Here is a 14,817-nt window from a genome sequence, read left to right on the forward strand (position 1 = left end):
CTCCTACATTTTGCCGCGATCATGGCGAAAGCCGGCGGTGGGGCAATGGGTCAGAAGCGCGCGGCCTCAGCCGTTGGAGGCGGCCCAGTCCCAGTAGAGCTCGCGGACCCGGCGGGTGACGGGTCCAACCTGGTATTGGGTGTCGTCGAACGCCGTGACCGGTGTGACCTTGGCCATGTTGCCCGACAGGAAAACCTCGTCAGCGTCGTGGAAATCTTCGAAGCCGAGCACGGTTTCGTGCACCTTCATGCCTTCAGCCGCGAGGTTCATGATGTGCCGCGCCCGGGTGATACCGGCGAGGAAGGTGCCGTTGGCGATGGGAGTGAAAATCTCTCCGTCCTTGACCATGAAGACATTCGCAGTGGCGGTTTCGGCCACGTTGCCTACCGCGTCAGCCACCAGCGCGTTGCCGAAGCCCTTGGCGCGGGCCTCCTTGATCATGCGGGCGTTGTTGGGATAGAGGCAGCCGGCCTTGGCGTTGACCACGGCGTCCTCCAGGACCGGACGGCGGAAACGGGTGCGGGTCAGCGTGGTGGTAGCGGTGGCCCGCGCCATCGGCACGGCCTCGAGGCAGATGGCGAAGCCGGTCTCCTCGCCACCGGGGGCGATGGCCGAGAGCGACAGGTCGCCGTCGATCCCCCAATACATCGGACGGATGTAGACGGCCTCGGATTTATCAAACATCTCAAGGCCTTCGCGGATGATCTCGACCATGTCTTCGGTGCTGGTCGTAGGCGTGAGCATCAGTGATTCGGCCGAGCGGTTGACCCGGGCGCAATGGGCGTCGAGATCGGGGGCGAGGCCATCGAACCAGCGCGCTCCGTCGAACACCGTGGTGCCGAGCCAGGCGCCGTGATCGGCGGCGCGCATCACCACCGGGTTGCCGTCGTGCCAGGTGCCGTTGAAATAGGTGCGGATGTTGCTGCTGATCGCCATCTGTCGCTCTCCCTTGCTCCGGGTGCGAAGTTAGGACGCAGCGGCGACAGGGTAAAGGGGAGAGCGTGTTTTGGGGTCACAGTATCGCCCCGTTTGTATGAGAGAACCGGGCCAAACGGTTCGCTGGTATTGGTGAGGCAGGACATGGACGGTTTACCCCCGGAGGACAGATCAGACCTGAAGGCCAAGACGCACGGTGTCGTCCAGCTGTTGCGGTTGGCGGAAGGCGAGGATGCCGTGACGGCCGAAAAACCGCGTGAGCCGTTTCGGGACAAACATGGCAATCTGTTGCCGCCCGAAGATCAGCAGCGTTGTGTCTTGATCCAGCAGAACATGGACGAATTTATTGCCAATTCTCAGGAGCTTAGAGAGGCGCGAACGAACGGTGACCGGAAAAGGATGAAACAGCTCAACGCGCGACAAGATCAACTGTTCGCAGAGCGCGGGGAAATTTCGCGCTATGTCGGGTTCACCGAGGCCGCCGAGAAGCTGCACAAGGCGGACGATTTCGATGCGTTTTGCACGCTGTTGCCGGAGGTGGCGCTGGACCGGACCTATGGCAGCGGGTTGCAGCAGTCGCAATTTCCGCTGATCTGGGCCTTGTCTGCCCGCAGCCGCCCGATGGAACGGGTGCAAGCGATGTTGCGCCATGGGGCGCGGGTTGATTTGCAGGGCTCGCTATGGAACACCGTGCTGCACGAGATGGCCGAGATGAAACGCAAGGCACCGGTGCGGTTGGAGATCCTGCGTTTGCTGGTTCTGAAAGGGGCCGATCTGGAGGCGCGCAACGTGCATGGCCAAACGCCGCTGGAGATTGCATTGGATCGCGGCAGTGTCGAGGATGTCGGGTTCTTTTTGCAGGTTGGCGCCAGGGTTGGGATCGAGGAACTGGAGGCTGTCGCGCAGTATCCAGAGAAGCTGAAAGTCGTTTTGGACTTCATCGAAGGGCATCAGCGTTGCATAGACAAGATCACGAAACTTGGTAGCTACATACGTGGTCAGATCAACGATACCCATGGTTATCTAAAAGACGCCAGGAAACGCAAATGCGGTGTTGACCTTTATTCCAAGCGACTGAAAAACTTTGAGAAATCCTTGGAGATGATCGCTGATCTGGCGGGCTTTTCCGGTGCGCCCGAGGGTCGAAAACTGACCTGGGGGGAGGAGCCTGGTGCGTTTCGGGCGGTCGAGCTGGCCGAGACGTTGGACGAGTATCGTGCGGCTCTGGTGCGGGTGGACATGAAGAGCTATCCGGCGACGCGGGGCGAACACCCGATCTATTGGCCGATCGAGGCGGAAGAGTATCGTTTGCAGCGACTGTGGTCGATGCTGTCGGCGGGGGCGTCGCTAAAGGGATGTGGCAACGGAGAGGCCCTGCATATCCTGGCGCGTCAGCGCCGCAAGGACGCCGAGGAACAGGCGGCGATGGTCAACATGCTGGTGCAGGCTGGTGCGGATCTCGAAGCGGTGGATTACCAAGGTTGGACACCATTGGCCTGTGCGGTGATCAGTGGCGGCCGCAGCGAAACGAATGCCCTGTTGCAGGCCGGGGCGGATGTGAACGCGATCATAAGTTGGCAGCGATGGCCGACCAGAGAACGGCGCAATACGCCGCTGATCTTTGCAGCCGCCGAAGATAAATGGAAATTCAAACGGTTAGTAGAAGCCGGAGCCGATCTATCATTGCGCAAGGGCAGGCGTCTCAGCCTGACGGACTATCTTGAACAGGAACGGGCCAAGGAAGCGGCCGAGTTCAGGGAATACGAACACTGTGGCAATGCCAGCCTCGTGCGACGCATCAACCGCCGCCGTCGCGCGCTGGACGCGGCGATCAAGATTGTGGCCGAGCGGCGACCCTAGCGCACCATGCCGACGATGTCATAGGTGCGCTGCAAGATCGGCGCCGCGATGGCGCGGGCGCGGGCGGCGCCGCCCCTGAGGATGCGGTCGATCTCGGCCTGATCCTGCATCAGGCGTTCCATCTCGCTTGAGATCGGCGCAAGTTTGTTAACCGCCAGCTCGGCCAGCATCGGCTTGAACTCGGAAAACTGCTTGCCGCCGACGTCGCGCAGCACCTCGTCGATACTCGATTCGGACAATGCCGCAAAAATGTTAACAAGGTTGCGCGCTTCCGGACGGTCCTCTAGCCCCTTGGCCTCGGAGGGCAGGGCGTCGGGGTCGGTCTTGGCCTTGCGGATCTTCTTGGCGATAGTGTCTGCGTCGTCGGTCATGTTGATGCGCGAGGCGTCCGAAGGATCGGATTTCGACATTTTTTTTGAGCCGTCACGCAAGGACATCACCCGGGTCGCGGCCCCCTCGATTACCGGTTCGGTGATCGGGAAGAAATCGGTCTTGTAGTCGTGATTGAACTTGAGCGCGATATCGCGGGTCAGCTCGAGATGCTGTTTCTGATCTTCGCCCACGGGCACGTGAGTGGCGTGATAGAGCAGGATATCGGCGGCCATCAGCGACGGGTAGGCGAAGAGCCCCAGCGAGGCGTTCTGCTGGTTCTTGCCGGCCTTGTCCTTCCACTGGGTCATGCGGCTCATCCAGCCCATGCGGGCGACGCAGTTGAAGATCCACGCAAGCTGGGCGTGTTCGGCTACCTGTGATTGATTGAAAAGAATGGATTTTTCCGGGTCAAGCCCGGCGGCGATGTAACCGGCGGCCAGCTCCCGCGTCTGGCGAGGCAGCGCTTCGGGGTCTTGCCAGACGGTGATGGCATGCAGGTCGACCACGCAATAGATCGTCTCGACGCCGGAATCCTGCATCTCGACGAAGCGCTTGATCGCGCCGAGATAGTTGCCGAGCGTCAGCCCGCCCGAGGGCTGGATGCCCGAGAACACGCGGGGCGTGTAGGCCGCCTCTGACATGGAATTTCTCCGTCTGGATTTCTGGCTGCGGGTGGCTTACCCATGGGGGAAAGCGGCGTCAAGGAAACAAGGGCCCCGGCAACAAGAGGCCCTGGGAAAAGGCAATGAGCGACTACGAACCCGCGCCCCGAGGTCCGAACCCGGTCAATCCGATCAGCCCGGTGGTGGTAGTCTTTTTCCTGTTGATGCTGCTGTTAGAGGCGGCCTTTACGCTTGGCAGTCAAGGGTTTGTAGGTGGCCCGGCGGCGGTGGGCTGGCGCGTGGCGGCGATCGAGGACTACGGGTTCAGTGCCGCCGTGTTCAAGCTGATGTGGCAGCACGGGGTCTGGCCGGCGGAACACCTATTGCGCTTCGTCAGCTATCTTTTCGTGCACTGGACCTTCACGCATATGCTGGTTGCGGGCGTGATGTTGCTGGCGCTGGGTAAGTTCGTGGGCGAGGTGTTTGCCTGGTGGGCAGTGGCCATCGTGTTCTTGGGGTCTGGCGTTGGCGGGGCCGTGGTCTGGGCCCTTTTTTCCAGTGAAACCGGTATCTTGGTTGGGGCCTTTCCGGGGATCTACGGGCTGATCGGGGCGTTTTCCTACGTGTTGTGGCTGAAGCTCGGGCAAAGTGGCGACAACCAGGCCCGGGCGTTTACGCTGATCGGTCTGCTGATGGCGATCCAGTTGATATTCGGGATTCTTTTCGGGGCGCAGACCGACTGGATCGCGGATCTGGCCGGATTCGTCTGGGGCTTTTTGTTGTCTTTCGTGGTCAGTCCCGGGGGCTGGTCGCGGCTCAGGTCGAAGCTGCGGCATGAGTAAACCGAATGGTTAAGGCGACCGCACGGTAACAAACTGCCGATACGGCACCCTGGCTGGCAGTCTGGCTGGCACCCTGTCTGGCGCGCGGTGGTGCAAGGATTCGGTAAGGGACGGAGTTAAACGGGCGCGCGGTGCAGCGGCGCCGTGCGATGTCGCTCAGCCACCGCGCCGCAGGGCGTCGCGAAACTCGTGCAGGGCGAAGGCGCCGAGCAGCCGGCCGGCGAGGAAATAGCTGACCATGCCCGACAGCACCAGGACGAGCAGTGCCAGATAGCGCCACCCGGGCGCCACGATCAGCGGCCCGAGCGTCAGGTTCACGCTCCAGAGCACCCCGCCCATGACAGCGGAGGCGGCGACGATCCGCCAGAGGCGACGGCGGAAGCGGGTATCGAAGCGGGCAATTTCACCCATCGGCCGGGCGCCGCGGGCCAGCATCCAGACCATGGCCCAGCCGGCCAGCGTGGTGGCGATGGCGGGGGCGATCCAGCCGATCACCGGGTGCAGGCCTATGGCAACGGCAGCGTTGATCACCATCGCCCAGAGCGCGAACCGGAACGGCGTGCGGGTGTCTTCGCGGGCGAAATAGAGCGGTTGCAAAACCTTCTGCAGCACGAAGGCCGGCAGGCCGAGCCCGTAGATCGCGGTGGCAAGTGCGATGGCCGCGGTATCGTCGGCGGTCTGGGCGCCGCGCTCGAACAGCACCGAGACCAGCGGCAGCGGGATCACCACCAGGGCCACCGCCGAGGGAACGGTGAGCGCCAGTGAAATCTCGCCGGCGCGGGAGTAGGCGTGGCGCGAGCCGTCATGATCGCCGTCGCGCAGACGGCGGGCGAGATCGGGCAGCAGAACGATGCCAACGGCGATGCCGACCACGCCCAGCGGCAATTGGTACAACCGGTCGGCGGCAAACAGCCAGGACACCGCGGACTCGGTGCGCGAGGCGACCTGCTGGCCGACCAGCAGGTTGATCTGCATGACGCCCGAGGACAGCGCCGCCGGCAGGGCGACGGCGACGAGGTGTTTCATCTCGGGGCTCCAGCGCGGCCGGCCCGGGCGGATAGTAATGCCCGCACGCGAGGCGGCGGTCCAGACCAGGGTCAGTTGGGCGATGCCGGCGACGGGGATGGTCCAGACCAGCCAGCGGATCACCTCCTGTCCGAGGAAGGCAGCGGCGGTCATGGCGCAGATGACGAAGATGTTCAGCAGCACCGGCGCGGCGGCGGCGGCGGCGAAGCGGCCGGTGGCGTTGAGCACGCCGGAGAACAGCGCCGAGAGTGACATGAAGAGGATATAGGGGAAGACGACGCGGCCATAGCCAACGGTGAGGTCAAACCGGTCGTCGCCCGAAAAGCCCTCGGCGGTGGCCCACACAAGCGCCGGCATGAAGATCATCGCCAGCGCTGTGAGGATCAGCACGATGAAGCTGAGCCCCGAGAGCGCCTCGCGCGCAAAGCCCGGCGCGTCGTCGCCGGCCTCGTAGCGTTTGGCGAACATCGGCACGAAGGCGGCGTTGAAAGCGCCTTCGGCGAAAAAACGGCGGAACATGTTGGGCAGGCGGAAGGCGGCGACGAAAGCGTCCATCACCGGGCCCGGGCCGATGAAGGCCAGGATCATCATCTCGCGCACGAAGCCGAGGATCCGGCTCATCAGCGTCCAGAAGCCGACGGTGAGAAAGCCGGAGACGAGGCGGATGGGTTTCATGTCTGCGCGTGCCTTTAGGCGGGCCGGAGCCCTTTTGGCGCGTTATAGCGGCTTACGAGCGCGGGGAAAATGGCCGGCAGCACGCGCCAGCCGCGGCCGCGCGGGATTTGCCACAGGCGCGGCTGCGATCAGTCCGCCAGCTGCGCCTCCAGCGCTGCGAGGCGGGCCGTGAGGGTTGCGATGTCGGTGTTCATTGCCGTCATCATCCGGTGCTGGCTTTCGATCAGGTCGCCCTGCCGGCGGTTTTGCGCGCGCTGGGTTTCGAGTTCGTCCTGCTGTTGCGCAATGTAGATATGCGCGTGTTCGAGCTCGTTGAGCATCCGGCCGAGCTTGTCGGTCAGGTTGAAGGGCGCGCCTTCGGGGGTGGGGCCGACATTGGGCAGGTGACCGAGGGAAAACATCTGATCTGTATGTTCGGCAATCGAGGGCAGGTCGTAATCTTGCGAAAACACCCGGTCGCAGCCGCCGCCGCAGGTGGTGCCGCCGGTGGTCAGGCTGCCGGTGAGGACGGCGTCGCCGGTGGGCTGAATCTCGAAAAGCTTGGTTTTCGTAGAAGAGGCGCTGCCGACGGAACCCTGCTTGAGAATGAAGTTGCTACCGGCGCCGAAGCTCCATTCGCCGCCGGTGGAACTATTGCCCATCACGATCTCGGGGCGGCCGTTGTTCTGAAGGTTGAGTAGGGTGCGCGGGCCAGCCGGGGACTCGAATTCCTCGACCCTGATCTGCGCCGTCGCGTCGTTTTTTTGGATGTGAAGCGGCGCCGTCGGCGTCGCGGTTCCAAGTCCGACATTACCCTCGGCGTTGATCCACACCGGATCCAGGCCGGAACTGGTCGTGGCCTTGTTGATGATCAGTCGTGAGGCAAACAGGCCATCACCTTCCTGTCTGATATAGAAATCGCCCGTTCCGCTGTAGCCGATATTGTAGCTCGGGAAGACGTTTGTGCTGTGTTCCAGCTTGATGACCGGATAGCCGCCCACGATGTGCAGCTCGGTCTCCGGAAAGATGGTGCCGAGTCCGACATCTCCTGCGCTGTTGACATAGAGCGCGTTGTCCGGCGCGCCGCCCTCGATGGTGAAGGGAATGGTGTCCTCGTCCAGATCTCTGACCGAGAACCGGTCGAGCCCGCCATTGCCGGGGTCGTTGACGCGCAACTGCCAGTCGCGGGTGGGAAAGCCGGGATTGCCCGAGGTGTCGGTGAAATCGATGGTGGTTGTGGCGGATTTCAGTTGCAGCCCGGTATTCTGGTGCGGCAGCACATTGTCGGCGCAGCCGTTGCCGATGCAGACCTGCCCGTCCAGCACGCTGAAATCCTGCACGAAAAGGTCGGCCACCGCCGGGTCGCTGTCGGAAATGACCACGCCGTTGGTATGGGTGTCCTGCGCGGACAATGGTGCGGCCAGAAGGGCAGGAAATGCAAGGCTGGCGAGCAGGATACGGCCAGGGACATTCATGTCGGGTCTCCTCACAGTTCAGCTCGGGTCAGTCTGCGGCTGCGATACGTGCGGTCAGCGCGGCCAGGTCCTGGCGCAGCGCGGCGATTTCGGTGGCATAGGCGATCTTGAGCGCCTCGATCTCGGCGGCCTGCTGGTCGATGAAGACATGCGCGTGTTCCAGCGCATTGAGCATGCCGCCAAGCTTTTCACTGACGTTGATCGGGGCGCCCTCCGGGGTCGGCCCGACATGCGGCAGGTGACCGTCGCCCCACATCCGCGCGGCATAGTCGGGCGCCGGAATGATCGCGGCTTCGGTGAACACCCGGTCACAGCCGCCGCCGCAGGTGGTGCCGCCGGTGGTGAGCGTGCCGGCGAGGATGGCGTTTCCTGACGGTTGGATTTCAAACAGTTTGGTTTTGGCCGAAGAAGCCGACCCCACGGCCCCCTGTTTGAGGATGAAATTGGTGCCGGCGCCGAAGGACCATTCGCCGCCCGTTCCGGTGTTGCCCATTACGATCTCGGGGCGGCCGTTGTTCTGCAGGTTCATCAGGGTGCGGGGACTGACGGCGGCGCTGGTTTCTTCGACCTTGAGCTGCGCCGTGCCGTTGTCACGGTGGATGTGCAGGCTGGCTGCGGGTTCGTAAATGCCGAGCCCGATTTCACCGCTGTCTTCGATGACCAGCGCATTGCTGATCCCGCCGGTTTCGATCCAGACCGGGATGCTGGAATTGGTTTCATCGCGTATGTGGAAGGCGGTTTCGTGGGCGATCATGTCCCAGATATAAGGCGGGAAGCCCAGCGCGCTGTCCTGCTCGAAGCGAATTGCCGGGGCGTCGCCCGTTCGCAGGTGCAGGTGGCGTTCGGCCACCAAGGTTCCCAGACCGATGGCGCCGGTGTCGCGGATCGTCAGCGCGCTGCTCGGGGCCCCACTCCAGACATTCACGATGGCGTTGTTCGTCGCCACCTCGCGCAGCGTGAAGGAAGACCCGATCTGCTCGTTGCCCAGTATCCAATCCGGTTTCGGGGCGCCGCCGGTAAAGGTTCCGGGGTTGTCGAACAGGATGCGCGGCCCGTCAAAATCCTTCAGTTTCAGGGTCGTCTGGTTCACCGTGAAGTTTTCGGCCGCGGTGCATTCCCGACCGACGCAGAGCCTGCCGTCGATCGAGTGATTACCGGTGAGAAGGGTGGTCTGCGCCGAGGCTGGTGCGGTCAGGGCGGTGGCCGCAAGCATGCCAAGATGCAAGGCGGCTGGAATGATGTTTTTCATGATCTGAGTCCCCAAGTCCTGCCGGGGACCGCGCCGAAGTTGGTCTGTGCCGAGAGGCCGAACCGTGGCCGCGCGACCCCGATATGCAGGCAATTGGAGCACCCGCGCATCAGGGCTGTCAAAGGCGCGGTTTGTCACGCTTGCGCGGCGCGGAAGGCTCAGTTCCGCGGGTGCCAGTCCATGCCCATGTAGCCGTGGCCCTGTTCCAGTTCGGTCAGCATCGACGCGATTCGCTTTTCGCGAGTAACGGGTTTCTTGGCGCGGGCGATCCAGGCCAGCCAGTCGTTGCGCTGATAAGGTGGCCGGGCATCGTAGGCGGCGCGCAGGCCCGCGGCGTCGAGCCGTGCGGCGATGTCGTCGGGCATCGGCTGGATCGGGCGTTTGAGCGTCATTGTGCCGAGGCGCGCTCGACACCCAGTTCAATGGCCTCGCGCAATTTTTTTTCCAGTGCCCGCTGCTTGGCCTCGGAATAAAACTTCAGGCCGAACATGTCCTTGACGTAGAAGCTGTCGACCACCTGTTCGCCGTAGGTCGCGATCACCGCCGAGGCGATGTAGACATTCATGTTGGCCATGGTCCGAGTGAGGTCAAAGAGCAGCCCGGGGCGGTCGCGGGTATCGACCTCGATGATGGTGTAAATCTCCGAACCCTCGTTGTCGAAGGTGATCGAGGTCGGCACCTTGAAGGCCTTTTCGCGCTTCTTGAACTTGTCGCGGGTCTGGATCGCGTCGCGGGCGATGACCTCGCCCTTGAGCGTCTTGTGGATCATCTGTTCCAGCCGCTTGAGCTTGGAGGCCTCGTAGGGGTGTCCTTCGGCATCCTGGATCCAGAAGGCCGCGGTGGCATAGCCGTCCTTGGTGGTGAAGGTGCGGGCATCGACGATATTGGCGCCGACCAGGGCCAGAGCGCCGCACATGCGCGAGAAGATGCCCGGGTGGTCGGTCATGGCGAAACAGGCGCGGGTGGCGTCGCGGTCCTCGTCGGGGTGCAGGTCGATGCGGATCTCGTCGTCGCCGATGTCTTTCAGCAGCCGGGCGAAGACCACGTGAGCGGTGACATGCAGCCCCTGCCAGTAGGGTTCGTAGTGGCGGGCTGTTTCGGTCCTGAGACTTGCCGGATCCCAGTCGGGCAGGGCGTCGCGCAGGTTCTTCTTGGCGTCTGCGCCGCGAACCTCACGCGAGAGCGCTTCGATGCCTTCCTCGAGCACGGTGAGGGTCTGGCGGTAGAGCGCGCGCAATAGCACGGCCTTCCAGTTGTTCCAGACATTGGGGCCGACGCCGCGAATGTCGCACACGGTCAGGATTAGCAGAAGGTCGAGCCGCTTGATCGAGCCCACCGCTTTGGCGAAGTCGCGTACGGTGCGCGGATCGGCGATATCGCGTTTCTGCGCCATGTCGGACATCAGAAGGTGGTAGCGCACCAGCCAATCGACGGTTTCGGATTCCGCCTTGGTGAGACCGAGGCGCGGCGCGACCGTGCGGGCAATCTGGGCACCGAGGACGGAATGGTCGATGTCGCGCCCCTTGCCGATATCATGCAGCAGCATCGCCACCATCAGCACCTTGCGGTTCAGCCGTTTCCTCTTGAGGATTTCGGCCGAGACCGGCAACTCTTCGTCAAGCTCGCCATGTTCGATCTGGTTGAAGTTCGAGATTACCTGGATGGTGTGTTCGTCGACCGTATAGGAATGATACATGTTGAACTGCATCATCGCCACGATCGGTTCGAACTCGGGCAGGAACGCAGCGAGCACCCCAAGCTCGTTCATTCGTCTGAGGGCGCGCTCGGGGTTGCCGTGTTTCAACAGCAGGCCGAGGAAGATGCGGTTGGCTTCCTTGCTCTGACGCATGTCGTCGTCGATGAGGTCGAGATTGGCGGTGACCAGGCGCATGGCGTCGGGATGGATCAGCATCCCCGTCCGCAACCCTTCCTCGAAAAGGCGCAGGATGTTGAGCGGGTCGGAGAGAAACTTCTTTTCGTTGCTGATCGCCAGCCGGCCATGGATCTCGGCATAGCCCTCCCTGACCTTGCGGCGGCGTTTGAAGATCCGCTCCAGCAGGGGCTCGCCTTTGGCGTGGGTGGCTTCGAGCTTAGTCAGGAAGATGCGGGTCAGGTCGCCGACGCGGGTGGCCTGGCGGAAATAGGCCTGCATGAAATGCTCGACCGCGCGGCGGCCGCCCTTGTCGGCATAGCCCATGCGTTCGGCCACCTGGACCTGCATGTCGAAGCTGAGCTGTTCGTTGGCCCGGCCCGAGGCGAGGTGCAGGTGACAGCGCACCGCCCAGAGGAAGTTCTCGGCCTTCTGAAAGGTGGCGAGTTCGTCGGGGCGGAGCATCTTGAGCCGGACCAGATCCTCAACGTCGTCGACATCGTAAGTGTACTTGGCGATCCAGTAGAGTGACTGCAGGTCGCGCAGGCCGCCCTTTCCTTCCTTGACGTTGGGTTCGACCACGTACCGCTCGCCCTGCTTGAGGTGGCGCTGTTCGCGCTCGTGCAGCTTGGCCTCGATGAAGTCGCGTTCGGAGCCTTTGAAGAGATCACGGCGCAGGGTTCTGTGCAGTTCCCGGGCCAGATCGGCATCACCGATGATATGGCGGTGTTCGAGCAGCGCGGTGCGGATGGTGTAGTCCTCGCGCCCGAGCCGCAGGCAATCCTTAACCGTGCGCGAAGCATGGCCGACCTTCAGCCGCAAGTCCCACAGGATATAGAGCATGGATTCGATCACGCTCTCGGCCCAGGGCGTGATCTTGTAGGGCGTCAAGAACAACAGGTCGACATCCGAGAACGGCGCCATCTCGCCGCGTCCATAGCCACCGACCGCAAGCAGCGACAGACGTTCGCCCTCGGTCGGGGCCGGCAGCGGGTGCAGCTTGGTGGTGGCGATGTGGAAGGTGCAGGCGATCAGGCAGTCGGTCAACCAGGTATAGGCGCGGGTGGTGGCGCGGGCCTCGAAGGGTTTCGCGGCGAATCCGTCGGCGATGGCGGCCATGCCCTGATTGCGGGCGGCGCCGAGCACGGTGACGATCTCGCGCCGGAGCGCAGCTTCGCCGTCGGCGCCGTCGCAGGCGGTGCGCAGATCGGCACATATGCGGGTGCGGTCGAAGATCGCGTCCGCCGGGCAGACCAGATCGGCCGGGGGGTCGCCCAGGCCGGGCAGGAGGGGGGCCGCGAGCGCGGCCGGCTCAGAACCCGGCACCGCCGAAGCTGCTCGGGGCCGGATCAACCACGACCACCTGGCGGTCGCGAATCTGGGCCACGGCCAGGCCGCGCTGGTTGGTGCCGTCGGGGCGCAGGCGGAAGATGCCGGTGGCACCCTGGAAACCCGCGCCCTGGGTCAGCGCCGCACCGGTCAGCGCATCGGCCTTGCCGGCTTTCACCAGCGCTCCGATAGCGGCGATGCCATCATAGGCGAGCCCAGCAATCGGCGGTGGGGTTTCGCCAAAGCGTGCCTGGTAGTGTGATGAGAAGGCTTGGGTCTTGCCTGGATCAGGCAGAGCAAACCAGCCGCCCTGGACGCCGGGCAGTTCGAGCGTCTGCGGCGGGATATCCCAGCGCGTCAGTCCGATATACTGGGTGGAGGCCGGCGACAGCCCGGCTTCGGGCAACATCTGCGCAAAGAGCGGCAGCGCACCGGCGGTGTTTGCCGTCATGAAGACGGCATTGGCCTGACCCGTGGTGGCGGCCGATTTCACCCGCGGGATGGCATTGACGACACCCTGTTGGCTGAATTCGTAGGCCACGGTCCCGGCCAGTGTGGCGCCCTGGGCGGCAATGGCGCGTTCGATGGCGGCGCGGCCAAGCTGGCCGGCGACATTGTCGGAATGCAGCACCACGATCCGGGCCTTGCCCTGGCGGCGGGCAAAGGCGGTCAGTCGGTTGGCGGTGGTATCGAAGGTCTGGCCGAGGATGTAGACATTGCCGCCCGCGATGGTCGGGTTGTTGGAGAAGGCCAGCACGTTCACGCCCCGCGGCGCGGCGGCCACGCCGGCGGCATTGGCGGCCTCGGCGAACACCGGCCCGAGGATGATCTTGGCACCTTCGGCCACGGCCTTGGAGGCGGCCTGCTGGGCCTGGGCGGCGTTGCCGGCGGTGGGATAGACTCGCAGGTCGATCCGTACCCCGTCGAGATCCGACACGCCCATGCGCGCGGCGTTCTCGAGCGCCGTGGCGAGGAAGGTATCGCCGCTGCTGGACGAACCATGAGGTACCAGCAGCGCCACCGGCACCGGTGCGGTCGGATTGATCCGGGGGCCGCCACCGCCGCCTACGGCGACCGGCTGACAGGCGGCAAGCCAGAGGACCGAGGTCAACGCCAGCAGCCGGGCGGCACTCTTGCGGATCGGGGACAAAACGGCAAACATGGACACTTCTCACTCCCTAGGATGACGCGACGCCGGGCCGACGGCGGCTTCCTGGGGAATAATAATCGACCAGCATTCGGGGTCTAGGGGTGAATCGGACACGCGACGAAGTGACGGCAGGGGCAGGGGCAGGCGGCGGTCTGGCGCCGGGGCTCTGGCTGGTGGCCACGCCGATCGGGGCGGCGCGGGACATCACGCTGCGGGCACTCGATATCCTGGCTGTGGCGGATGTGCTGGCGGCCGAGGACACCCGCAGCCTGCGGCGGTTGATGGAGATCCACGGGCTAGCGCTGTCGGGTCGCCCGCTGATCGCCTATCACGAACACAGCGGCGAAAAGGTTAGGGCCAAGCTGTTGCAGGCGCTGGCCGAGGGCAAATCGGTGGCCTATGCGCCCGAAGCCGGCACGGCGATGATTTCCGACCCGGGCTTCGACCTGGCGCGGGCGGCGCGGGCGGCGGGGCACGCCGTGCACGCCGCGCCGGGCGCCTCGGCGGCGATCACGGCGCTGACGCTGTCGGGTTTGCCCACGGACCGGTTTCTGTTCGCCGGTTTCCTGCCGGCGACGGGCGCCAAGCGGAAAACCGCTCTTGCCGAGCTCGCCGACGTACCGGCGACGCTGATCTTCTACGAATCGCCCCGCCGCATCGCCGCGACGCTGAAGGATGCCGCCGAGGTGCTGGGCGGCGCGCGCCGGGCGGCGCTCTGCCGCGAGTTGACCAAGAAATTCGAGGAGGTGGTGAGCGGCACGCTCGACGAGCTGGCCGAGCATGCTGCCGCGAAGGTCCTGAAGGGCGAGATCGTCTTTCTGGTGGACCGTGGAAGTTCATTGAAAATTAAGGAAATAGATGTCGACTCGGCGATACGCGACGCGCTCAGGACGGAGTCGGTGCGCGATGCGGCGGACCGGGTGGCCCGGGAAACCGGGCGAAAACGGCGCGAGATCTATCAGCGGGCTTTGGTGCTTGTGAAGGAAGACGGCGAATGACGGCGCGAAATTCTCAGGTCGGGTCTGCCCGGCAATCGGTTGCCGAGCCGGGGGATGGACTGTCCGCGACGCCTGATGGTGCCCGGCGGCGGCGCGGACAGCAGGCCTTTTTGTCGGGCCTCGCCGCGGAAGACAGCGTGGTGCGCGATTATGTCCGGCGCGGGTTGATCGAGGAGCGGCGGCGCTTTCGCGGGCAGCAGGGGGAGATCGACCTCGTGATGCGCGATGGCGACGCGCTGGTTTTCGTCGAAGTCAAGAAGAGCGCGAGTTTCGCGCGGGCGGCCGAAAGCCTGAGCGCGCGGCAGATGGCGCGGATCTATGGCGCGGCGGAGGAATACCTGGCATCGGCGCCGGCGGGGCTGCTGACCGACGTGCGGTTCGACGTGGCGCTGGTCGATGCGGCCGGCGCGGTCAGGATTGTCGAGAACGCATTCGGCGACATGTAGCCTGGTCC

12 protein-coding genes are annotated in these 14,817 nt (G+C 64.2%); 4 read left to right on the forward strand and 8 right to left on the reverse strand.

Annotated features, from left to right (window positions below):
- Nucleotides 1-66: 66 nt before the first annotated feature.
- Nucleotides 67-936, reverse strand: a complete 870-nt coding sequence (locus NO357_RS19595; protein ID WP_306737437.1) for a branched-chain amino acid aminotransferase — start codon at nt 934-936, stop codon at nt 67-69.
- Between NO357_RS19595 and NO357_RS19600 the strand changes: the two genes are divergently transcribed.
- A complete protein-coding gene (locus NO357_RS19600) occupies nt 889-2,796 on the forward strand; it encodes an ankyrin repeat domain-containing protein (RefSeq protein ID WP_306737438.1) in 1,908 nt (635 codons plus the stop codon). The two genes, NO357_RS19595 and NO357_RS19600, sit on opposite strands and share 48 nt — an antisense overlap.
- Here the strand turns inward: NO357_RS19600 and trpS are convergent.
- Nucleotides 2,793-3,809: a tryptophan--tRNA ligase gene (trpS, locus tag NO357_RS19605; protein WP_306737439.1), complete on the reverse strand. Its 1,017-nt coding sequence runs from the start codon at nt 3,807-3,809 to the stop codon at nt 2,793-2,795. The two genes, NO357_RS19600 and trpS, sit on opposite strands and share 4 nt — an antisense overlap.
- Before the next feature lie 104 nt (nt 3,810-3,913).
- On the opposite strand from trpS, the gene NO357_RS19610 reads away from it, so the two are divergent.
- On the forward strand, nt 3,914-4,612 hold the full coding sequence (locus tag NO357_RS19610) for a rhomboid family intramembrane serine protease (RefSeq protein ID WP_306737440.1): 699 nt from the start codon (nt 3,914-3,916) through the stop codon (nt 4,610-4,612).
- 156 nt (nt 4,613-4,768) lie between these two features.
- Here the strand turns inward: NO357_RS19610 and murJ are convergent, their stop codons facing one another.
- From murJ to NO357_RS19640, 6 genes are all read right to left on the reverse strand, one after another.
- The gene (murJ, locus tag NO357_RS19615) at nt 4,769-6,313 is read right to left on the reverse strand and encodes a murein biosynthesis integral membrane protein MurJ (protein ID WP_306737441.1); all 1,545 of its coding nucleotides are present in this window, start codon (nt 6,311-6,313) and stop codon (nt 4,769-4,771) included.
- A gap of 128 nt (nt 6,314-6,441) precedes the next feature.
- Complete coding sequence (locus NO357_RS19620) at nt 6,442-7,767, reverse strand: hypothetical protein (RefSeq protein WP_306737442.1); 1,326 nt, start codon at nt 7,765-7,767, stop codon at nt 6,442-6,444.
- A gap of 28 nt (nt 7,768-7,795) precedes the next feature.
- The gene (locus tag NO357_RS19625) at nt 7,796-9,016 is read right to left on the reverse strand and encodes a hypothetical protein (protein ID WP_306737443.1); all 1,221 of its coding nucleotides are present in this window, start codon (nt 9,014-9,016) and stop codon (nt 7,796-7,798) included.
- Between the two features lie 158 nt (nt 9,017-9,174).
- On the reverse strand, nt 9,175-9,408 hold the full coding sequence (locus tag NO357_RS19630; RefSeq protein WP_306737444.1) for a YdeI/OmpD-associated family protein: 234 nt from the start codon (nt 9,406-9,408) through the stop codon (nt 9,175-9,177).
- Entirely contained in the window at nt 9,405-12,212 is a 2,808-nt protein-coding gene (locus NO357_RS19635; protein ID WP_306737445.1) for a [protein-PII] uridylyltransferase, read from the reverse strand. The genes NO357_RS19630 and NO357_RS19635 overlap by 4 nt, the downstream gene beginning before the upstream one ends.
- Entirely contained in the window at nt 12,199-13,377 is a 1,179-nt protein-coding gene (locus NO357_RS19640) for a penicillin-binding protein activator (RefSeq protein WP_306737508.1), read from the reverse strand. Before NO357_RS19640 ends, NO357_RS19635 begins: the two co-directional genes overlap by 14 nt.
- A gap of 89 nt (nt 13,378-13,466) precedes the next feature.
- Between NO357_RS19640 and rsmI the strand changes: the two genes are divergently transcribed.
- Both rsmI and NO357_RS19650 read left to right on the forward strand, forming a co-directional pair.
- Nucleotides 13,467-14,363 (forward strand): 16S rRNA (cytidine(1402)-2'-O)-methyltransferase, encoded by an 897-nt coding sequence (gene rsmI / locus NO357_RS19645; RefSeq protein ID WP_306737446.1) that lies wholly within the window; start codon nt 13,467-13,469, stop codon nt 14,361-14,363.
- Complete coding sequence (locus tag NO357_RS19650) at nt 14,360-14,809, forward strand: YraN family protein (protein WP_306737447.1); 450 nt, start codon at nt 14,360-14,362, stop codon at nt 14,807-14,809. The genes rsmI and NO357_RS19650 overlap by 4 nt, the downstream gene beginning before the upstream one ends.
- The last annotated feature ends 8 nt before the right edge of the window (nt 14,810-14,817 follow it).

Origin of the sequence: Marimonas arenosa (assembly GCF_030848945.1) — a bacterium.
GTDB lineage: Bacteria > Pseudomonadota > Alphaproteobacteria > Rhodobacterales > Rhodobacteraceae > Marimonas > Marimonas arenosa.

Bases quoted from the DNA above. Each gene is read 5' to 3' on its own strand.
- murJ (WP_306737441.1), bottom strand. From the start codon at position 6,313: ATGAAACCCATCCGCCTCGTCTCCGGCTTTCTCACCGTCGGCTTCTGG.
- NO357_RS19640 (WP_306737508.1), bottom strand. From the start codon at position 13,377: ATGTTTGCCGTTTTGTCCCCGATCCGCAAGAGTGCCGCCCGGCTGCTG.
- NO357_RS19595 (WP_306737437.1), bottom strand. From the start codon at position 936: ATGGCGATCAGCAGCAACATCCGCACCTATTTCAACGGCACCTGGCAC.
- NO357_RS19625 (WP_306737443.1), bottom strand. From the start codon at position 9,016: ATGAAAAACATCATTCCAGCCGCCTTGCATCTTGGCATGCTTGCGGCC.
- NO357_RS19630 (WP_306737444.1), bottom strand. From the start codon at position 9,408: ATGACGCTCAAACGCCCGATCCAGCCGATGCCCGACGACATCGCCGCA.
- NO357_RS19610 (WP_306737440.1), top strand. From the start codon at position 3,914: ATGAGCGACTACGAACCCGCGCCCCGAGGTCCGAACCCGGTCAATCCG.
- NO357_RS19620 (WP_306737442.1), bottom strand. From the start codon at position 7,767: ATGAATGTCCCTGGCCGTATCCTGCTCGCCAGCCTTGCATTTCCTGCC.
- NO357_RS19650 (WP_306737447.1), top strand. From the start codon at position 14,360: ATGACGGCGCGAAATTCTCAGGTCGGGTCTGCCCGGCAATCGGTTGCC.
- trpS (WP_306737439.1), bottom strand. From the start codon at position 3,809: ATGTCAGAGGCGGCCTACACGCCCCGCGTGTTCTCGGGCATCCAGCCC.